21 protein-coding genes are annotated in these 21507 nt (G+C 41.7%); 8 read left to right on the top strand and 13 right to left on the bottom strand.

The genetic code is table 11. The features are described from left to right. The first annotated feature begins 288 nt into the window (after positions 1-288). Both CXF83_RS14060 and ilvN read left to right on the top strand, forming a co-directional pair. The gene (locus CXF83_RS14060) at positions 289-2010 is read left to right on the top strand and encodes an acetolactate synthase 3 large subunit (RefSeq protein WP_101091055.1); all 1722 of its coding nucleotides are present in this window, start codon (positions 289-291) and stop codon (positions 2008-2010) included. After that, on the top strand, positions 2010-2504 hold the full coding sequence (gene ilvN, locus CXF83_RS14065; protein ID WP_101091056.1) for an acetolactate synthase small subunit: 495 nt from the start codon (positions 2010-2012) through the stop codon (positions 2502-2504). The genes CXF83_RS14060 and ilvN overlap by 1 nt, the downstream gene beginning before the upstream one ends. Positions 2505-2629: 125 nt before the next feature. Here the strand turns inward: ilvN and CXF83_RS14070 are convergent, their stop codons facing one another. From CXF83_RS14070 to CXF83_RS14080, 3 genes are all read right to left on the bottom strand, one after another. Then, positions 2630-3070 (bottom strand): Hsp20 family protein, encoded by a 441-nt coding sequence (locus CXF83_RS14070; protein ID WP_101091057.1) that lies wholly within the window; start codon positions 3068-3070, stop codon positions 2630-2632. 293 nt (positions 3071-3363) lie between these two features. Next, positions 3364-5112 carry a bifunctional UDP-sugar hydrolase/5'-nucleotidase UshA gene (gene ushA / locus CXF83_RS14075; RefSeq protein WP_101091058.1) on the bottom strand — a complete coding sequence of 583 codons (1749 nt, stop codon included), beginning with the start codon at positions 5110-5112 and terminating at the stop codon, positions 3364-3366. 383 nt (positions 5113-5495) lie between these two features. Then, positions 5496-6167: an alpha/beta hydrolase gene (locus tag CXF83_RS14080; protein ID WP_101091059.1), complete on the bottom strand. Its 672-nt coding sequence runs from the start codon at positions 6165-6167 to the stop codon at positions 5496-5498. Positions 6168-6607: 440 nt separating this feature from the next. Between CXF83_RS14080 and CXF83_RS14085 the strand changes: the two genes are divergently transcribed. Continuing rightward, the gene (locus CXF83_RS14085; RefSeq protein ID WP_101091060.1) at positions 6608-7618 is read left to right on the top strand and encodes a glutathione S-transferase family protein; all 1011 of its coding nucleotides are present in this window, start codon (positions 6608-6610) and stop codon (positions 7616-7618) included. A gap of 12 nt (positions 7619-7630) precedes the next feature. Here CXF83_RS14085 and CXF83_RS14090 read toward each other — a convergent pair whose 3' ends face one another. The 4 genes from CXF83_RS14090 to CXF83_RS14105 all read right to left on the bottom strand — a co-directional run bounded on the left by CXF83_RS14090 (position 7631) and on the right by CXF83_RS14105 (position 10665). Then, on the bottom strand, positions 7631-7849 hold the full coding sequence (locus CXF83_RS14090) for a DUF3389 family protein (protein ID WP_101091061.1): 219 nt from the start codon (positions 7847-7849) through the stop codon (positions 7631-7633). A 79-nt stretch (positions 7850-7928) separates the two neighbouring features. Then, positions 7929-8411 (bottom strand): FKBP-type peptidyl-prolyl cis-trans isomerase, encoded by a 483-nt coding sequence (locus CXF83_RS14095; RefSeq protein ID WP_101091062.1) that lies wholly within the window; start codon positions 8409-8411, stop codon positions 7929-7931. A 72-nt stretch (positions 8412-8483) separates the two neighbouring features. Then, positions 8484-9347, bottom strand: coding sequence for a WYL domain-containing protein (locus CXF83_RS14100; RefSeq protein ID WP_101091063.1), 864 nt, complete (start codon positions 9345-9347; stop codon positions 8484-8486). A gap of 127 nt (positions 9348-9474) precedes the next feature. Next, the gene (locus tag CXF83_RS14105; protein WP_101091064.1) at positions 9475-10665 is read right to left on the bottom strand and encodes a lytic murein transglycosylase; all 1191 of its coding nucleotides are present in this window, start codon (positions 10663-10665) and stop codon (positions 9475-9477) included. A 371-nt stretch (positions 10666-11036) separates the two neighbouring features. Here CXF83_RS14105 and CXF83_RS14110 point away from each other — a divergent pair, with 371 nt between their 5' ends. Continuing rightward, positions 11037-11396, top strand: a complete 360-nt coding sequence (locus CXF83_RS14110; RefSeq protein ID WP_101091065.1) for a DUF2750 domain-containing protein — start codon at positions 11037-11039, stop codon at positions 11394-11396. Positions 11397-11508: 112 nt separating this feature from the next. Continuing rightward, on the top strand, positions 11509-12165 hold the full coding sequence (locus tag CXF83_RS14115) for a hypothetical protein (RefSeq protein WP_101091066.1): 657 nt from the start codon (positions 11509-11511) through the stop codon (positions 12163-12165). A 14-nt stretch (positions 12166-12179) separates the two neighbouring features. On the opposite strand, the gene CXF83_RS14120 is transcribed toward CXF83_RS14115, so the two are convergent. Then, entirely contained in the window at positions 12180-13133 is a 954-nt protein-coding gene (locus CXF83_RS14120) for a chemotaxis protein CheV (protein ID WP_101091067.1), read from the bottom strand. Between the two features lie 224 nt (positions 13134-13357). On the opposite strand from CXF83_RS14120, the gene CXF83_RS14125 reads away from it, so the two are divergent. Continuing rightward, complete coding sequence (locus CXF83_RS14125; protein WP_101091068.1) at positions 13358-14002, top strand: sigma-70 family RNA polymerase sigma factor; 645 nt, start codon at positions 13358-13360, stop codon at positions 14000-14002. Then, positions 13995-14660: a ChrR family anti-sigma-E factor gene (locus tag CXF83_RS14130; protein WP_101091069.1), complete on the top strand. Its 666-nt coding sequence runs from the start codon at positions 13995-13997 to the stop codon at positions 14658-14660. The genes CXF83_RS14125 and CXF83_RS14130 overlap by 8 nt, the downstream gene beginning before the upstream one ends. A 65-nt stretch (positions 14661-14725) precedes the next feature. On the opposite strand, the gene CXF83_RS14135 is transcribed toward CXF83_RS14130, so the two are convergent. Then, positions 14726-16333, bottom strand: a complete 1608-nt coding sequence (locus CXF83_RS14135) for a mechanosensitive ion channel family protein (protein WP_101091070.1) — start codon at positions 16331-16333, stop codon at positions 14726-14728. A gap of 892 nt (positions 16334-17225) precedes the next feature. After that, positions 17226-18146 carry a pyridoxal-phosphate dependent enzyme gene (locus CXF83_RS14145; RefSeq protein WP_101091071.1) on the bottom strand — a complete coding sequence of 307 codons (921 nt, stop codon included), beginning with the start codon at positions 18144-18146 and terminating at the stop codon, positions 17226-17228. 226 nt (positions 18147-18372) lie between these two features. Here CXF83_RS14145 and CXF83_RS14150 point away from each other — a divergent pair, with 226 nt between their 5' ends. After that, positions 18373-18780 (top strand): YccF domain-containing protein, encoded by a 408-nt coding sequence (locus CXF83_RS14150; RefSeq protein ID WP_101091072.1) that lies wholly within the window; start codon positions 18373-18375, stop codon positions 18778-18780. Here CXF83_RS14150 and CXF83_RS14155 read toward each other — a convergent pair. The 3 genes from CXF83_RS14155 to CXF83_RS14165 form a co-directional block, all read right to left on the bottom strand. Then, positions 18777-19523: an alpha/beta fold hydrolase gene (locus CXF83_RS14155; protein ID WP_101091073.1), complete on the bottom strand. Its 747-nt coding sequence runs from the start codon at positions 19521-19523 to the stop codon at positions 18777-18779. The genes CXF83_RS14150 and CXF83_RS14155 overlap by 4 nt on opposite strands. A gap of 48 nt (positions 19524-19571) precedes the next feature. Continuing rightward, positions 19572-20567, bottom strand: coding sequence for a M14 family zinc carboxypeptidase (locus CXF83_RS14160; RefSeq protein WP_101091074.1), 996 nt, complete (start codon positions 20565-20567; stop codon positions 19572-19574). A gap of 124 nt (positions 20568-20691) precedes the next feature. Then, positions 20692-21375: a substrate-binding periplasmic protein gene (locus tag CXF83_RS14165; protein WP_232775195.1), complete on the bottom strand. Its 684-nt coding sequence runs from the start codon at positions 21373-21375 to the stop codon at positions 20692-20694. Positions 21376-21507: the final 132 nt, after the last annotated feature.

The raw sequence follows: 21507 nt of genomic DNA on the forward strand, positions 1-21507 counted from the left end.
CTTGTCATTAACCACCTGCAACTTTGCTTTTCTGTCCGCCATATTGAAAATTCTTCATTTAGAACGATTTATTTGCATTCATGCCTTGTAATCGTATGGGGGTTTTATATGATGAAGCTGACTCAAATTGAAGTCATCGCCGCACAAGTACCTCTGTGAAGACTCATTTTCAGTTGAGATTAACGGCAAACGAGAGCAAGGATTACCATCCAAGCTTAATTTTAGAGCGATTACCGTCGCTGTAGTGAGATACTGCATACCGTAGCGGTAACTTAAAAAGGAATTATTATGGAGAAGCTATCAGGCGCCAGTATGGTCGTCCGTTCTCTTATCGACGAAGGCGTTAAACATATTTTTGGCTATCCAGGCGGATCAGTTTTAGATATTTACGACGCACTGCACGAAAAGTCCACCATTGAACATATACTCGTGCGACATGAACAAGCTGCCGTGCACATGGCTGACGGTTATGCTCGTGCTACAGGTGACGTTGGTGTAGTCCTTGTCACCTCAGGTCCTGGTGCTACCAATACCATTACTGGTATTGCTACCGCTTACATGGACTCTATTCCTTTAGTGGTTATTTCAGGTCAGGTTCATAGCCACCTCATTGGTAATGATGCATTCCAAGAATGCGACATGATTGGTATATCTAGACCGGTTGTTAAGCATAGTTTTTTAGTCACTGATCCGCGTGACATTCCGACTATCATCAAGAAAGCATTTTTCATTGCCGCCAGTGGTCGTCCAGGTCCTGTGGTGGTTGATGTGCCTAAAGACTGTATGAACCCAGAAATTTTGCATGAATATCAATATCCAGAGGATATTTCCATGCGTTCATATAACCCCACTACATCTGGCCACAAAGGCCAGATCCGCAGAGGTTTACAAGCACTCTTAGCCGCTAAAAAACCTGTTTTATACGTCGGTGGCGGCGCAGTTATATCTGGGTGTGACAGCCAGATCCTCGCGCTGTCAGAAAAGCTTGGAATTCCAGTGGTAAGCACTCTGATGGGACTAGGCGCCTTTCCTGGTACTCACCCTAACAGTGTCGGTATGCTCGGTATGCACGGTTGCTATGAAGCAAACATGACCATGCATAACAGTGATCTTATCTTTGGTATTGGGGTTCGTTTTGATGATCGCACCACCAATAATGTAGAAAAATACTGTCCAAATGCCACTATTTTACACATTGATATCGATCCCTCTTCAATCTCAAAAACCATTAAAGTCGATATTCCAATCGTGGGTTCTGCTGATCAAGTATTGGATGAAATGCTAAAGCAGATTGAAGCCAATGATTATGCTATTACCGATCCGACTGCCAATGATCATTGGTGGGGCGACATTGCCAAGTGGTGTGGTCGCAAGAGTTTAGATTACCAAAAATCAGATACAAAGATAAAACCACAGCAAGTTATCGAAGTCATGCATAAATTAACCAATGGTGATGCCTATGTAGCATCCGATGTTGGTCAACACCAAATGTTTGCTGCGCTCTACTATCCATTTAATAAGCCACGTCGTTGGATTAACTCTGGCGGCCTTGGCACCATGGGCTTTGGCCTGCCTGCCGCAATGGGTGTTAAGCTTGCAAAACCCGATGAAACGGTTATTTGCGTTACGGGTGATGGCTCTATTCAAATGAATATCCAAGAGTTATCAACCGCACTACAATACGATATTCCCGTTAAAATCATCAACCTAAACAATCACTTTTTGGGTATGGTTAAACAGTGGCAAGACATGATATACGCAGGTCGTCATTCTCAATCCTACATGGACTCGGTACCCGATTTTGCCAAAATTGCTGAAGCGTATGGTCATGTAGGCATGACCATTCGTGATCCTGCCGAGCTAGAATCAGGTTTAGAGAAAGCCTTCGCCATGACAGACAAATTAGTCTTTGTCGACATTCACGTTGATGAGACCGAACACGTATACCCGATGTTAATTCGTGGCGGTGCGATGAATGAAATGTGGTTGAGCAAAACGGAGAAAAGCTAATGCGTCGGATTATATGTGTATTACTTGAAAACCAACCGGGTGCGCTTTCTCGGGTTGTAGGATTATTTTCTCAGCGTGGTTATAACATTGAAACCTTAACTGTAGCGCCAACAGAAGATAAAACCCTATCTCGCTTAACCATTGCCGTAAAAGCTGATGAAGCTGTTCTTGAGCAAATAGAGAAGCAACTACATAAGCTCATTGATGTACTAAAAGTATCTAATATCACTGAGTCTGCGCATGTAGAAAGAGAAGTCGCACTGATTAAAGTCAAAGCACAAGGTGAGCACAGAGAAGAAGTCAAAAGACTGGCAGATATTTTCCGTGGTCAAATTGTCGATGTCACTCAGAGCTTATATACGGTCCAATTAATTGGCACCAGTGATAAGTTAGATGCCTGCATCTCCGCCTTGGCAGATGTGACTAAAGTGATTGAGATTTCACGCTCAGGTGTGGTGGGTCTAGCACGCGGCGAAAAATCAATGCGCGCATAGCGACTAAGCTGAATAGCAATAGTAGATTAGCTGATTAAAAATCACCCACTAAAAAGGGAGTCTAAAGACTCCCTTTTTTTACATCTTACACTGTAAATAGATCAGCCAGGGAGGCGATAATTTACTTAATTAGCATCCAATATTCTTGATGTGCCGATCTCAATTTTTCTCGGTTTTAACGCCTCGGGGATCTCTCTTTTAAGATCAACATTGAGTAAACCATTTTCTAGATTTGCACCAATAACAGTGACGTAATCAGCCAATTGGAATGTGCGTTCAAATCCACGTTCAGCAATACCTTGATAGAGGTATTTACTCTCTTTATCTTGTTCGGCTTTCGTGCCTTTTACCAGTAGCTTATCACCTTCACTGGTAATATCGAGTTCATCCATAGTAAAGCCAGCAACCGCCATAGTAATGCGATAACGATGTTCATCAATGAGTTCAATATTATAAGGTGGGTAACCAGAATTACCTTTGTTCGACGCGGCATGTTCAGCAAGTTGCGCTAAACGGTCAAATCCAATGGCACTGCGGTAAAGTGGAGTTAGGTCGTAATTTCTCATGGGTATATCCTTGTATTAAGCAATATATTAAATTAATTTGGCCAACTAGATTGCAAACGCAATGTTGTCGCACCGATTTGTTAAAGGTTAACTTTTATGACCCCGAAGGCATCAATAATTCCGTTAACTTAAGAACCTCGTTGAGCGTTCCATAGTTAATATATGTAGGCATTTTTTTTGTTTTCAAGGCTGGAGTTACAATTATTTGAAGAAATAATAATATTTTTATAAGTGAGAAAATTTAGACATAAAAAAAGCAGCCTCAAGGCTGCTTTCTTAAAACAAAGACTAGATTAGCGCTTACAAGCCAATGTGCTATTGCTGTTCAAGAACTGGATTTCACCCGCTACAGGAGCAAAGTCAGCAGCCTTGATATCACCAGTGTCTTTAATGAATGTGTACATAACTTCAGCATCAACATAACCTGTCATAACTGGAGTCAGCTTAGGGTAGCCATCGCCACCAGCAGCATTGAAGCTAGGGACTGTAAAGCTATACATCGCATCAGCTGCGTAGCCTTTACCATTAATGTCGTTAATTGAAACTGTTTTAGCTTCACAATCAACATCCATCTTAATACCCGCAAGTTGTGGATATGCTCCAGAACCTGTTTCACCAACATCAACTGTTGCTACAACATTCAAATATTCAGTAATCTCAGCGCCGGTTAAAGTACTCTTAGTAATTGAGTTGCCAAATGGCTGCACTGTTAACACGTCTTTATAAGTGATTTCGCCCATCAGGATAGAATCACGTACACCGCCAGAGTTCATTACCGCAAAGTCTGCATCTACTTTACTACGTTGAGCTTCAGCAATCAGACGACCCATATTAGTTTGTTGTGTACGAACGATATTTCGGTCACCTTCAAGCTTGCCATCAGTATTACCGATAACTTCAAGCAATTCTTCTTGACCGACATTTTGGTACTGCTGCATAACTTCAAGTACAGTTGCATCAGGCTTAATTTCTTCGCCGATAAGTTCGTAAACTGAGTTGCCATCAGCATCTTTAACCGTATTGCCATCAGCGTCTTTCAGTTTTGCCTTCAAGTTAACAGGGATCAACTTGTAGCTAGCTAAATGCAGCTCATCATTAAAGTATTCAAAATCAGCTTGGCCAACATACTTGCCCCATTCATGTGCCTGCATGATGACTGTACCGTTCTGAACGTCTGGCTTACATTCTGCACCAGGTTTGAACTCAGCATCATATCCGTCGCCTTCCATACAAACAGGATTCTGAGAGTGTCCACCAATCACTGCGGCTAAATCACCTGCTGTCATAGCACGTGCTAGAGCTACGTCACCAGGAGCATTGCTGCCGCTAGCGCCATCGGCATAGTGACCCATATGAGTCGTGGCAAAGATTAAGTCAGCAGTACCTGCGTCCTTAATGTCTTTGATAACTTTCTTAAGCTCTTCTTTTGGATCGGTAAATTCAAGACCGCTGATAAATTCAGGATTACCGATTTTAGCTGTATCTTCCGTCGTTAGACCGACAACAGCAATACGAATACCGTTAATATTAAAAATCTTGTACGGTTCGAAGTAACGAGCACCAGAGACTTTGTCATAGATATTAGCTGCTAGCATCGGGAAGTTAGCTAATTCACGCTGCATATCAACCGTTGATAATGGATTATCAAACTCATGGTTACCAACAGCCATAGCGTCATAACCAATCAGGTTCATACCCACGAAATCTGGACGTGCATCTTGCAAGTCTGACTCAGGTACACCCGTGTTGATATCACCACCAGAAAGTAAGATAGTCTCACCACCGTTCGCCTCAACTTCAGCACGGATCTGGTCGATCAGCGTCTTACGCGCTGCCATACCATACTCGCCCTTACTGTTTTTAAAGAAACGACCATGGTTGTCGTTAGTGTGAAGTACGGTGAAAATAGTACAAGCTTCACCAGCTTCTGCACATGTTGTCGGCAATACAACTTCTTTGTTGTCATCATTGTCGCTGCCACACGCTGTTAACGCAGTTACAACAGCAGTCGCCACTAGCCCTTTGATTAAAGTCTTATTCATTAAAATCAACCCCTTGATTATTTTTATGTTTTCGTAATATTTTAATTAGTTCGGCAGAAATAACCCTATTTTCGCCGTGAAGCATCTTAGCAAAGATTATGCTTTATTTGTGTTACAAATATTACATTAGATGAACTAAATAACTCATTTCTAAGTGTTTTATTTCAAATTACGTGTTAAAAACAGAACAAAGGGGTAACCATAATGATTAAGCGAGGGCGTTATAAACTGTGGCAACATAAATACAGGCAACTAAAATAAAGCATTTCATCAATTTAGATATTTTAACGGTTTATAAAAGATTGTCTTTAAATGAGAACAAGCGTTGCAACAACTCACAACGCCTCACTGCTCAAAAAACAAGCTATTAGACTATTCTAATCTTACTTTAGGACTTTTTGTAGCCATTTTGAGATGTCACGCAGCTGTTCCGGTAGCACATTATGTCCCATATCATAGGTTTGCCACTGATTAACATAGCCTTGCTCTTTAAGAAGTTCGAATGCCATTAACCCTGCACTTAATAGGACAACTTCATCCTGAACACCATGTTGCTGAAGTACTGGGGTCAATGCATTCACACTCGCAAGGTCATTTGGCAATTTATCAGCAGTAGGCAAATAACACGACAACCCCATTATTCCTGCCAATTTATGTTGCAGTCTTAAGCCGGTAAACAAACTCATTACACCGCCTTGGCTGAATCCTGCGAGCACGATATTACTCGACTCAATGCCCAACGCTATTTGTTCATCAATAAGCGCTCTGATGAGAACTTCACTTTCTAAAACCCCCTGCATGTCAGCGCGGTCATGCAAGTCCATACTTTTTATGTCATACCATGCACGCATAACATAGCCACCATTAATGGTGACAGCTTGCTCTGGGGCATGGGGAAAGATAAATCGAATAGCATGATCACTTGGCAGCCCTAATGCTGGCACCACAGGCGCAAAACCTGCACCTGAATCTCCCAACCCATGCAGCCAAATCACACAGGCAGTTGCCTTAGTGATGGGCTCGACTGTAATTCTCTCTAACGGCTTATCTAACATGACGTTCCTTTTCAATGACAATGGCTAATTAACTGCGCGCAATAATATCAGGAGCAGAGCTGTTAATACCAGTTCCATTAAATATGTGACCAATTCAGAGCTCTCTCAGGGCTTTCAATTCCAGGCGCATTGTGGAAGAAATGGTTATTCCCTTTTAAGGCGATGCAACGCAGGAGTAAAAGTCCTGAGAAGCTCACAACGTGCGGGTTTAAAATCACTTTAATACTGCGCATGTGGCTTTCGATATAAAATAACTATTAGCTACAACCCACTTGCTTGCCTAAAGTAATTTTAATTCCCGCTGAATGAGCAACTATTTAATGGAATTGGTATAACACATATTTAATAGAAAGGTTTAAACCACTAAATACGCTTTAATGTCGACCTTCTGGCAACTAAGCTGTGATTATTAACAATAGATAAAATGGAAATCGAACATAATGGGCTTACTGCATAATGGTCAATGGATCGACAAATGGTATCCAACAGATAAAACGGCTGGCGAGTTTAGCCGATCAGAATCTAGCTTTAGAGACTGGATAACCCAAGATGGGCAGCCTAAAAAAGCGGGTACACTGGGGTTCAAAACCGAAAAAAATCGCTATCATCTTTATGTATCATTAGCTTGTCCGTGGGCGCATCGAACATTAATCTATCTACAATTGAAAAACCTACAACACATAATAGGCGTTACAGTGGTTGAACCGCATATGCTCGCTAATGGCTGGGAGTTTTCTGGCGTCAATCAAAGCGAAATCGCACATCATATCGATGGTGCTCAACACGACACATTAAACGCTGCCAATTTTCTCTATCAAATCTATCAAAAAGCAGATGCCAACTATAACGGCCGCGTTACAGTACCGGTGCTATGGGACTCGCATACACACACCATTGTCAGTAACGAATCAGCTGAAATTATACGGATGCTGAACAGTGAGTTTGATCATTTAGTTGATAACGACCGTGATTTTTATCCGCTGCAATTACAAACTGAAATTGATGAATTAAACACATGGATATATAGCAGCATTAATAATGGTGTCTATAAAGCCGGTTTTGCCACCAGCCAAACCGCATATAATGACGCTTACCAGCAACTCTTTGATGCACTCGATAAGCTAGAACTGCGGCTTACAACTAAACGCTACCTCACTGGTAATGTCTTTACTGAAGCTGACATTCGTCTGTTTACCACCTTAATTCGTTTTGATGCTGTTTATGTTGGACACTTTAAAACCAATAAAAAGCGCATAGAGGACTACCCTAACCTCTCCGGTTATGTGAAAGATATTTATCAAATGGAGGGAGTGTCGCAGACAGTAAATCTTGAGCACATTAAGCAGCATTACTATTTCAGTCATGACATGATTAACCCAACTCGGATTGTTCCCAACGGGCCGGAACTCGATTTTAACCAACCCCATAGTCGACAAGATATGAGGCCATGAATGTAAGCTTCGCTAGCCAACCCCGAGTTCTGTTTTTATTGTTTGTAGCTGTTCGTTGTTGTCCAATTTAATACTCCAACGAACGGCGCCAGCATCAGCAACCATCATTAATGCATCTGGATGAAACTTAATATCTTCCACCATCGCATAAAGCTGACACTGATTATTTAGTCTGATTTGAACTTCAAATGGACTCAGTACCATTTTGCCACTGCTTAATTCTATGATCATGTTTTGTCTCTGCAGTATTGACTCATTAATCAAAAAAGCCCAAACAATGTTGGGCTTTTTTGTTGCCGATTAAATCAGCTTAGTGGTGGTGACCACCTTTACCATGGGCGTGGCCGTGGGCAACCTCTTCAGGTGTTGCATCACGAACATCAGCCACTTCAATATCAAATGTTAATTCACGGCCCGCAAGAGGATGGTTAACATCCACAGTCGCCATAAACTTACCCATTTTGATAATAGTCACCTGACGTTGACCGTCATCGGTATTAATCAATGCACGCATACCCGCTTTCCACACTTTAGCGCCTTGCAGATGCTTAACCGAAACACGCTGCTCTGCATCATCATTACGCTCACCGTAAGTTTCGCTTGCTGGCAGTGTGACTGAAAAAGTAGCGCCAGCGTCTTTTCCCACAAGTGCTTTTTCAACACCAGGCATCATATTGTTGTGACCATGAAGGTACGCAATCGGCTCAAGGTCTTTATTGCTCTCTAAAACTTCGCCCTGTTCATCACGTAGTGTGTAGTTAAATTGCACTACAGAATTGTCTTTAATACTCATGGTAATCCTTAACTCAAATTTTGTTGCGTGAGCTTAACAAAAGTCTTTCAAAGCCACTAGTGTTATCTCTTGTTACGATTTGGCGCCAGGTACTATGGTCAAATGTTCTATCTGCTGCAGCACCTCATGGTTGGCCAATGCTAATTGGCATACTCCTGAACCAATCTGATGCTTTGCAGAGCAATCAACGCTCCATTGCCGAAGCAGGTAACCCGCTAACGATGCCCGGCACTTTAAGCTAAGGCGTTTGTCGACCATTTGATAGTCCAGCTCTATTGCCTCAGGGTGAGCTAAAGAGGGGTGAGGAATGAGCGTTAGCTGCACTTCTTGCTGCCAATATTGGTCATTTTCGCAAGTCTCCAAAGATTTAGCACTTACATCTGACATCGAAGCTGTCTTAATTCGTGTCACAACAAAATCAGTAAACACCTGGTTTGCTCTGTCAAAAGCGCGCACATGCCAACGCTGGCCGTTATTAACCAATGCATGGGGCACTATTTCTCGTTGTTTCTTGCCCGATGACACCGACACATATTCAATAGCAAGTGCCTGCTTAGCTTGAATGGCTCGCATTAACGCCGCAATAATCTCTGTATTTGGGTGAATAAGCTGTATCGCGTCAATACACACTGCGCTCGGCTTTATGGGGTGTGATAAACCATCGCCAAAGCCCTTAGCCAGCCCGTGCAGTATAGCTTCGGGCTCGTGGGTAAATAGCGCGGTAAACTCGGGTAAACGATGATAGCACTTCGTTTGATGTACCAAGCGCATATTGGTTGGCGCCAATGTTTTATAACTTTGAAAATCACGTGTAGCGGCGGCAAGTCCGGTGGCAAACTTATTAATTAAATCCTGACGGGAGACTTGACCAAAATACTGTAGGCTGAAATCGATAAATGCTAAACGTTGACGTTGTGCGTGGGAGAGGTTGTCCATTGATATAAGCCATTCCAGTCGATAACTTTATTGATGGAATTCAATCTAATGGATCAACAAAAAAGATGCAATCTTTTTGATTGCATCTTCATTATTGGAAAACGATATGCCTAATAGCCGCTAATGATTACTTTACGGCAAGGGCCTTAAACGTCGCTTCGCTCGGATAGCCGTCAGCAACTAAACCCTTGTCTTTTTGGAATGCTTGCAAGCCCTTTAATGACTTAGAACCCAAAATCCCATCAGGTTTACCCACATCAAAACCGAGAACATTAAGCTGAGTCTGTAACTCTTTTACCCTTGCTCGGCTTAAATTAGGCATTTTAGGCGGGTTAACGTTAAGCCCTGCCGCGCCGTTTATTCTGTCAGCAAGATGGCCAACGGCAATGGCGTAGAACGTAGAGCGGTTCCATTTCATTATCACATTGAAGTTGTCATAACCTAAAAAAGCCGGTCCAGTATGCCCTGATGGCAAATATAACGCAGCTTGCATATCCGGTGTGCTAAGTGCGTTTCCATTGGTTTGTCTCAAGCCAAGCTCTGCCCACTTAGTGAGCGGCTGCGCCTCAGATCGCCCAAGGTATGCGTAGCTGAAATCCGCCGGCAGTGTCACTTCACGCCCCCAACGTTCCTCTTTCTTCCAGCCTAAATGTTGCAAAAAATTGGCTGCAGATGAAAGCGCATCTTCCGTACTGTTCCAAAGATCGGCTTTACCATCACCATCACCATCGACCGCATATTTAGCATAAGCAGACGGCATAAACTGTGTATGTCCCATGGCACCCGCCCACGAGCCCACCATTTGTTTTTCATCAAAGCCATACTGCTCTTTTAGCTTTAATGCTTGCATCAACTCAGTGGTAAAGTATTGGCTTCTACGAGGATCACATGCCAATGTTGCCAAAGAATTCAGCACCGACATCTTACCTTTATATGAACCAAAATTAGTTTCAAGTCCCCAAAATGCTAATAAGTACTGCGGGGGAACACCGTATTCTTTTGCTAAGCCTTGCAGCAGTGCTTTGTGCTCTTTATAGAGCTTTCGCCCTTGTTGAACTCGCCAATCGGTAACCCGCTTAGTGAAGTAATTTTCAAACGAGGAACTAAATTCAGGTTGTTTATTATCCAGTTCCATCACTCTAGCCACATATTTTACATTCGCGAGTGTTGTATCAATGGTATGTTGCGACAAACCTTGAGATTTGGCCGTTTGCTGAAGATTAGCCACACAAGTTCCCCAGTCAGGAGAAGCCACTGAGGCGATAGCGGTGGAACTTGTTAATATAAGCGTTGCTGCCAGGGGGATTGATTTAAACAAGAGAAGACTCCCAAAAAATTTAATGACACTAACGTGTTACTTTGATGTGTAGAGATGAAGCTTACCTTAAACGGGTGAGTTAAATGATGATCTTTAATTCATTAAACACTCTATTTGGACCTGTAAGCTGATTTACTCGAAAAACAACATCCTGCAGCATTAATATAGACTAAATCAATGTCATTATTGCAGTTATCTTCACTCATTTGCTTAACCGCTCAATTTCCGCCCGTTAGCCTATAAACACCTAAGCTCATCGCGCTAAAAACGTCGTCGAAAAACATTAAATAACTTGCTAAAAGTAACATGCAGTTGCAGACTATTGTGAGTGGATATAATCGATATCTTCCAATAACCAAAAGAGATTAATCATGACTGAGATCACTCCAGCATTAGAAAGCTTTATTAATAACGTAAAGCAACACCAAGTGGTTTGGGGCCTGCAAGATGAAACAGGTGAAGGTTGGGTCGTATGTGATTCATCTGAATTCGAAGCGACTGATGTGATGCCTCTATGGTCGGAAGAAGCGCAAGCTAAAAGCCATTGCACTGAAGAATGGCATGGTTATAACGCGGTTGCCATTACACTTAATGAATTTTTAGATTTTTGGGTTGCTGATCTAAATGACGATGGTGTACTCGTCGGTGTTGATTGGGTTGCAGAACAAGACTGCCTTGAAATCGATCCAATCGTGCTAGCCACTTCACTCGTTAATGTTGAAGAAGAGTAAATCTTTCTCCAAAGCGAATAAAACATTAAAAGTAAGCGCCAATCATCTGTGATTGTGCGCTTTCTTTTTAAGTGAAAATCCAATCTTTATCAATGCTATTAAGTGAGCCATTGTGTTTGAATTAGCCCCTTTAATCGACATCCCATTTGACTGCAGACACCAATGTTGGTTTTGTGGCGAACCCAGTTCTATGCAATTGAGTTATATCAAAGAGCACTACACGCCGCACCCATCGCTTATGCTTCCCGCGTGTAAAGAGTGCTGCAAAATTGCTAAACAGCATAAGCTGACCTCTATCTGGGATTGTAAAATGGCGGTCAAAGATGAGCTAATGAGAATTTATGAAAAGCATCTCGCCATTGGTATCAATTGGACTAAACAAGAGCTCGAAGAATCAGAGTTTGAAGACAAAGTCTTTGGTGGATTTAAAAAAAGTGCTTGGATGATGTATGAGATAGCCAGGGATAGAGTTAACTATCCAGCTTGGCCATTGAGTCTTACTGGTGTCACCATTGATGACTATGGTTATGACGCGGACTTTAGTTTTGATGGCGTCAATTACCGTTCAGTCACTCAAGCAATTAAGTTCTACGCTAAACAATTTGTGCTCGATAAACGTTTTTTAGAAGACATCATTAGCATTGTTGGTAAACAGCGGTTTGGTTATGCTATTCGAGTCGCACAGATCAATATTGCTGCTGCTCCAGAACTTAAGCGACAGATCATTAATGACTTAAAGCAAGAACAAGAACAAGAGCAAGAGGGCTAAATTATCTACTGGCTCTACTGCGCCTTAATCAATTCTGATTGGCGCAATTTATCTTGCACAACTTCGACAAGCAGATCAGGTTGAAATTTCGAGATAAAGCGATCACAACCCACCTTTTCAACCATCGCATTATTAAAACTACCACTCAGTGACGTATTCAAGGTGATATAAAGGTTACTCATACGCTTGTCGTTACGGATCTCGTGGGTCAGCTTGTAGCCATCCATTTCGGGCATTTCTGCATCGGTGATCAACATAATGATATGCTCTGTTACATCGATACCATCATCGCACCATTGGGTTAATTGATTTAATGCCATCAAGCCATCTGAGACTTCAATCACCTCTAAGCCTAATTGTTCTAATGTCTCTCTGACTTGACGCCTTGCGGTGGCCGAGTCATCCGCGATGAGTACCCTTTTTCCCTGCATTAATGGCAGTAATTGTTGATCTAATACACCTTCAGATAACTTAATATCGTAATGAATAATTTCAGCCAGTACTTTTTCAACATCAATAATTGACACTAATTCTTGTTTATCTTGATACTCAACCCGCGTTATTGCCGTGAGATAATTATTTCGCCCTACTGTCTTAGGCGGCGGTAAAATATCGCTCCAGGTCAGGTTGACAATATGCTCAACCTTGTCGACTAAGAATCCCTGCACTGAACGATTGTATTCAGTAATAATGAGGTTACTGTTCTCATGCACAACTGAAGGTCTGAAGCCGATGGCTTTACGAAGATCAATCACTGGGATTGCTAACCCACGTAGGTTAGCGATACCAATGATACTAGGGTGACTGCCAGGCAAAGTACTTAAAGGTGGCATTTTTACCACTTCTTTTACTTTGAAAACATTAATGGCAAATAATTGCGTCACACTAATTCTGAACAACAAAAGTTCCAATCGGTTTTCACCAACAAGCTTGGTACGCTGATCAACACTTGCAAGCATTTGCGCCATAAGACTTCACACCTAAAGTACTATAAGAACGACGATTATAACGATATAGAGTATAAAATCACTAAGCGAAAGCTAACTTTAAGGCATGCATCTCATTAAAAGTACCTCATCTCCTATCGGCAGAAAGTAACCAATAGCCTGATCCATTCTGCCACTAGCTGCGTAATAACGTTAAAGAGCTGATACTTAAAGTATCGGCGGCGTTACAACACAGAGTGAGAATAATGCAAAATATTCAATCACAACGTTCACAAAGTCGTTATGCTAAGGGTTATGTCCTCTACAATAAGCCCTATATGGAAGAAAAAAATTCCGATATAACAACTGAACAACTAAAAGAAAAGCTTATTAGTGTTGCTAACAGCCGTAGCAGATCTGACTACGCGATGCTGTTTAGCTATTTTGCACCCAAAATTTTAGCCTTTGGTAATCAACGATTATCCACCCAAGGCTTAGCGATGGATCTGGTGCAAGAAACAATGACAGCAGTGTGGACTAAGGCGCATCTATTTGACGCAGACAAAGGCGCTGTAACAACTTGGATATTCACCATTATGCGCAATCGCTGTTTTGATATGCTGCGCAAAGTTCAGCACAACAGAGAAGATACGGTCAGTGATGATATTTGGCCTATTTTTGAAACCGTTGAGCATGTCGAGCCAGAAGATCACATGCTGACCAACAAGTTAATGAAGCATGTCGATGAGCTACCACCACTACAGCAGCAAATTGTCAGGGGGATATACTTACAAGAGCTAAGCCAGCAGGAACTCGCAAGTAAACTGAATGTTCCTCTAGGCACCGTTAAATCAAGATTAAGATTGGGTTTGGTCAAACTTAGAAGCATTTTGGAGAAACACCATGATTAATTACCATCCAAATGATGACATGTTACTTGAACATGCTAAGGGCTGCCTCAATCTAGCAATGACAACCGCGTTATCTGCTCATTGTGAACTTTGCTCAATATGCCAAGAAAAACTGACCACTATGACTCAGCAGCATGCACATATTGCATTAATTGAAGAAGATGCCGCGGCTGATGAACTAGAAACCAGTATTGACCTTGATGATATGTTAAATAGCATTATGCTTTTAACCCCATCGTCCGCAAGCAAAAGACAGTCCAAGAGTGCCATCGTCACAGTAAAAGGGCATGAATATCAATTACCGAATGCTTTAAGGCAACAGATTAGTGGGACTTGGAATGGCTTAGGTAAAATTAGTCGAATGCGACTTGAAACTGACAGTGGTGAGGCACGCGCTAGCTTACTGCATATCGAGGCTGGTGGAGAAATACCGGAGCATACTCACCAGGGAACAGAATTAACACTGTTACTTGCAGGCCATTTTGAAGATGAATTTAATCGTTATGGTCCAGGGGATTTTATTTTACTCGATAGCGACCACCAGCATACGCCTAAAACTGAGGATGGATGCCTTTGTTACACAGTAGTCGATGCCCCTTTGCGCTTTACCAAAGGGATCAGTAAACTGCTGAATCCTATCGGTGAACTGATTTATTAAAAGCAGTATTGCCCCTAAAAAAGGCCGCTGATTAGCGGCCTTTTTTAATCGAACATTTGTTCGCGCTATTCTGCTGCAATAGGCACTACTGGCACAATTCTAGTGCCATGTTTTACCACGGTATTCATAATACTAAAATGCAGTTCTTCAGAGACCAACTGAAACTCAGCAAAGTCGGTAGTACCGATGTAAGCAAACACATTGAGTTGCAGCCCGTGTAAGCCAAAACCTTTGAATGTAACTCTTAACGGTGTCTCATCTACTTTTTCATGCTCGATGAGGAGTGCACGTATATCTTCGATGATGCCATGTAACTGCGCTGTCGTGGTTTTATAATCCAAGCGGATATCAGTCTTTAAACGGATTTTTTCGCGCTCCGATATGTTTTCAATATCCATTTCAGATAAACGCGCGTTAGGTACGTTTATCACCGTTCTATCAATTGTCCTAATGCGAGTGCAACGTAGACCAATCTCTTCTACGGTTCCCGTAATAGTCCCAAATCGACCAACATCCCCAACCCTTATAGGTGCTGATGAGTATAGGGTGATGGTACCAATAAAGTTCTCAATAGATTGCTTAGAGGCTAATGCGATCGCAACACCACCAATACCAAGACCAGCAAGAATTGTGGAAGCATCAAAACCAAGATGTTCTAGCCAGATCAAAATAGTCAGCGCAACTAAAATCACTCGAAGAAAGTTTGCTAATGGCCGCAATAAAGAAGCGGTTTGGCTCTTACCCTGATTAATCCAACGTAGGCGCAAACTGTTTTGCAGTACATCCGCTAAGTTCCAGATAAACCAAATGACGGCGATAACCAGTAAGAAACCGGTATTAATGGCTTCCATCACATTGGCGGAAAGCGTGGTATTTGCCATCCATATCCGGACTAATAGTAATGCAAGTAAAAAGCGTGAAGGCCCAACGACAAGATGCGCGACATCATCTTTATATTGATATTCGCTGCGCAAAATGAGTTTTTTTGCAAACCAAGTTAACGGGATAATAACGAGCAATGCCAAGATTAAGTAACTAATCAGCAGCGCCCATTCCCACAAGTTAAGTTTAAAGAGGTGACCTTGTGGAATATTTTGTACGTACCACTCAACGACTGGCCCATAACCCAGTTCGCTATAAAGCATCGGCACTTTAGCCACCGTCGCATTCGATATCTTCCAGATTTTACCTAGCTGTTTATCGGGTACTTTTTGCAGTAACAGTGTTATCTCATTACCTTTAACTTCAACTCTGCCAAAAGCATCTCGGTAATTTGGCAGTTGGTCATCGCTAGTACCACTTGGTACATCACTGATCTCTTCCAGATTAACCCAAAGATTACGCTCTATAATTGCTACTAGTTGCTTTGCGTATTCTGGCCCTAGCTCTTTTGACATACCTTCTGGCAAATAACGTAAATCTAAGTATTTGGAGGCCTTTTCGAAGTTCTGTTCAAATGTTGCTTCAAAAAAACCTTCAATTGTGCCTCGTGGTGTATCTCTAAATAAGCTGTCTTTATATTCATAAGTACTGGCTTTAAAGCTCGTCGGTTGCGCCTCTTCAGTAGGTTCTGCAGCCTGTTTAACAGCACTCACTAGCCCTGTAGCGCCATATGCCACGGATATATTGCCCATTAGCATGACTAACAGTAGAGAGAAAATAATCCTTGTCATCGAAAGACTCCATTTTGATACACCGATGTTTAATAAACATCGACAAAATATGATTAATCAAATATTAGTCAACCTAGCACTGATTAACGTATTGTTAACACTTAATAATAAACTATCTTAAACACAAGCGTTTTAATTTTATTAGTTGACAAGATTCATTTACTCGATATAATCCAGTCAGTTTTTAGAGATATACCCTTTTTGATATACTTTCACCGCCTTCTGTAAACATCCACGATTCGTCGTTTGATCCCCACATAAGCGTTATCACAACTGGTTCAATCATCTTAATAGACAGTCATTTTACTGTCATATCTTTATGCTTTACTTGGTTCAGCTTGAGATTAGTTTTGTTTTTGCGACATAAACAACACATTCGTTAACAAAACTGACTACAAGTCACTTGTATAAGCATAAAAAGATGAGTACTCTCGAATTGAACTTAAATTCATCTTTCGCAAAAATGCTAAGGATATCTTATTGTTATAAATCACTACCAACTTGGTAGCTTTAATAAAAGGAGTGTGACCATATGTCATACCTAGTAAATGGACACGAAATTACAGTCAACTTTCCAGTAGATTCAATTTCAGTCAACAAATCTTCAATCGCCTTCACAGACAGTCAAGGCAAAAACAGACAGACTTTTTCAAAGCGCACTGAAGCGCTTAAATTTATGAATTGGTTATTGTCTTCAAGTAAGTAAAACCGACTTTTCGATACAACTCCTCTCACTCGTATCGATAGTTTGTCTTCATAGGCAAACGAATAGGACTGAAACATATTCAGCTATTTAGTCATCTTCATTTGGTTTAGGCTTTACCTCTGCTCAGGTATCTAGCCTAACCAAATGGAAATTCCTCCCCCCAGAAAAAAAGAAACAATCCTAAGCTCACAATACTGCCGTATATTTACGTTGGTAACGTGGCAACATCGTCTCATTTCCTAATAAACCACCTTGATGAATGTAGATAATCGCTGCATCTGGATATTCGGATAAATACTGCTCTACACACATCCAACCCTTAGGATCATACAGTAATTCAAACTCAATCCCCTGCTCACCCACTTTACGCCAAATGTCATAAAAGATTTTATATAGCTTTCCGAAATGATATTTTTTAGCTGTGCTTATTATCTCTGGGTGAAATGAAGTGCCATTGATTAGCTCAGAAAACTGCTGGTTAAGGTAGTCTTCATCTCCTACACAAGCACATGTCATTACTTTTATGTTGTTATTATTAAGTACAAAATATTCATTTAAGAATACCGCAGTAGTGCCGGTTCCAGACGGAAGAAAAACAGTCAATTCATCTAGCTGACTAGACGCGAACCAATTGACAATCTCTTTTGCAAGTTGGTGTACCCCTTCCCGAGCATAAAGACAACGGCCTCCCTCAGGCACAAACAAAGCCTTACTATCATTTGGTAGCACATCTTGCTCGATATACTCTTTACAGCCTCTACCCTTCCTATCAGCAACCAAAGATAGATCGATGACGTTTGCGCCATTCTCGACAGCCGCTGCATAATTCCCCTTTGACGATGCTAAAACTTGCGCTGCAATATGATCAGTATAAAAATCAAGTTTCCAGCCTTTTAATTTAGCTAAAGCTGACATTGAATAAAGCGAGTTTGCAACAGGAGAACCATAACCGACTAATCGGGTGATACCAGGGAAGTCGTTATGTAGAAAGTAAGCAAATTTACGTGCCTTATTACCAGAGAAATCTTTATGTAACAGATCATCTCTTTTTACAAAAACACGGCAACCATTAAAGTCGATACTATCAACTGGAGTGTGAGTAAACACAGCAAATTCTCTTAATGTAATGAGTGACTATTGTAACGCTTTACTTAGTGCAGTTTTGACCTCGATGTAAAAAAATCACTAACTTTTGGTCTATTCCGTTATTCGAAAACATTCATAAACCCCCAAACAGCATATAAAACAACCCACCAACACATGGCGTGATAATTGCTTTATACAATATAGCAGTGCCCACAGGGCAGTATATTTTTATAGTGAGGGATCTTTCATGGCAGTTTTACGCTTAGTGTTTAATATAGCTTGGTTTGTGTTGGGCGGTTTTGTAATGGGGCTAGCGTGGTGGTTAGCCGGCCTTTTGTGCTTTATTACCATTATTGGGATCCCATTCGGACGAGCTTGTTTCGTTATCGGTGAGATGACTTTTTGGCCATTCGGTCAAGACTCTATAAGTCGCCGCTCAATCACAGGGGTGGAAGATTTAGGCACGGGTGCTTTTGGTATGCTGGGCAATATTGTTTGGTTTTTATTGTTTGGTATCTGGCTTGCGATTGGTCATATCGTTCACGCTTTTGCATGCGCCGTTACCATTATTGGTATTCCGTTTGCAATACAGCATTTAAAGCTCGCCATTTTGAGCTTAACCCCTATAGGTCAAACCGTGGTAGCAAAAGCTTAAGCCGATGACAAAAGCACTTTTTCCAGCTGCGCAATTAGCGCAGCTGGACAATCTAAACTAATATCATGTCCCGCCGCTTCAAACTCAATCAGTTCAGTTTTATAATAAAGTGACAGTTGTACACTACAACTGGGATTAACTAGCCTATCAGAGCTGCCATTGAAAACAAAAATGGGCTGCTGTAAATTATCAGGGGTTTGAAAGTTAGCACAGGCCCATATTTGCCGAACGACATTATGCATCTTGCTTCGATAATCTAATCTGAGTTCACTCCAATGCTCACACATCGCTTGATTGTCACCATAACGCTCACTCGAGAGTTTAAGCGCTGTGCACTCTAACCAATGCACCGCCCCCTGCTTAACTCGCCCCAGATAGGCAGTAACAATGGCTTTTAGATTAAACCTTGCATACCAAGGAGATAAGTTAGCCGCACTTGCGTTGATAACAACCACCTTGCTTACTTTTTGTGGCGCTAAGCGAGCCATTTCAAGCGCGATCATTGCGCCCATAGAAAGCCCTATAAGACAGTTGTCATTGCCTGTTAGTTGTTTAACTAATGCCTTAGCGTATGCCGTTATGGTTAGCGGGCTGGTGCAATCACTCAATGTCCCATTGCCTAACGTATCGAGCGCGATAACATCAATTTTATTTGCTGCCACTTGCACCGTTAAATCATCTTCAAATTCTCGCCAATGACGCTTATCTCGCATCAAGCCCCTAATGAGTACCCAGCTTTGCATAGTCCGTCCTTAATTATCTTTTAGGCCTGCTGTCTTTTATAGTTATCTTTAGTCATACCAGTCTTGCATTGCAGCAGCGTATTGACGAGTTAATAACTCACAACTCATGTCCTCTATAGCTCGGCTCGCCGCTAAGTCCATTAGAAACTGCATCAATACAGTGTGTTTTCGCAACGTTCTAACATGTCGATGTTGCTTTTGAGGGTTAAATAAACCGGCAAAATTGAATAGCTGTCGTGGGTTTTTCTTTACCCATGCCCAAGAGCCCATCTCCAATGTCAAAGGCAACAACGGCGCGTCATTTTGCTTCATTGCCAAATAATCCCATATATCACCATGAGTACGATAAATAAGGCTCTGGGGGGAGAACTGATAATGATTATGGTGCGGGAAGCTTGCTTTATAAAGCTGCTTTAAATGGTAAATTTGGCCTAGACTCTTTATCGGTTGATGAGACCCTGCAAACGGAAACCAAATATGATCTGATAGTCCAAATCCTGAGTGTGCATCCAGTGAAATAACACTAGAAGCATTTGATCGCAATAATTCTACATAGTTGATTAAGGCGGCGGTTTCCGGCTCCACCCCTTTTTTGCCTCGATACCAGGGTAATAGCGGAGTCACTCTTTGCCCCCCCACTAAAAAGGTCACTTTCGTTGTCGCATCAATTGGCGCGTTACGCATTAAATCAACTTGCTGACCATTGCACCGAGTACCATTTAGCAAGCCTATTGGATTAACGATAGGCACAAATGCAATTCTAATTTTTGTTAACAGAATTTGTAACTGACTATCCCAGTCCAGCCTGGCTAATAGGCTTTCGAGTAAAGCGAGGATCACTTGAGTGCCAATTCTTTCAACTCCATGTACACCTCCGACAAACAGCACACAAGGCTTGTCTGCTGCTTCACTGCCTAGTTCAGCACAAATGACAGGGAAAGACTGATTTTTATAAGTCAATTCAGTTAGTGTTTTGGCTCGCAATTGTGGAAAGGATTCAATAAGGGTTGTTAGTGTATTGAGTTCTGGTGGCGTTATCTGCATCATACCACTTGCAAAAGAGATGAATAATGTCGTAAAAATAACAGCAGATTAAGACAAAGTGAGGTCAGCTACATGACAATATCTAACGGGTGATATCTAATCGTTCGAGCCTAATCAAACGAACTTAATCGACCATGTTGTCTTTTAATATTTTATCGACATCTATTTGTTTCAAACCTCGATTAAACAAGTCTCGCCACTTCTTTCCCTCTACATTATTTTTAAAGGCAATATAGAGTTCTTTCTTTGTCAGTGTACGCTTATTTAACTGAACTCGACTGGCGACAGACTCCATATCGGGTTGCGCAAGCAGGTAACGCAACACATAAACGTCAATAACCGCAGCGTCAATTCGTCCAGACACCACTTTTTTAATGTTATGGATGTCAGACGCGACCACTTCAACAGGCTGAACACCTTGAGCTATCATGTTATCGAGTTGCTCGGTATTGACATAACCTTGCACCACACCAATATTGTATTGGTTAAGATCGCTTTGCTCTGACCAACTAATAGGATGGCGTTTTTGCTCAACCAGTCCCAGCGGGCTGCTTCCCATCGAGTCTGAAAAAACAAACTTTTCTGTTGGATAAGCATATTCTGGTAAATATCCAGAGTATTTTGAGTCCGCTCTTGAAGCCATTCTTACCGCTCGGCTCCATGGATAAAAATCGACCTCCACTTTATGGCCTACCGCCGCAAGAGCAGCTCGCGTGATAGCAATACTCGCGCCCTCATTTTTGAGCTGACTTCCAGAATAAGGCGGCCAATGCAATGATGTTAAGTACAGGGTATCAGCACTCACCATTGGTGAGAAGCAAGCCGCTATCAGTAGCAACCGCCTAAGCGCTGGAACAATATTAATCGTTCGGCGTACATAATCCATTAAATAACAACACATGTGTATTTCGCAGCCTTTCGTTTAGTAAGCCGTTTCAGT

This window comes from Shewanella sp. Choline-02u-19, assembly GCF_002836205.1.
Lineage (GTDB): Bacteria > Pseudomonadota > Gammaproteobacteria > Enterobacterales > Shewanellaceae > Shewanella.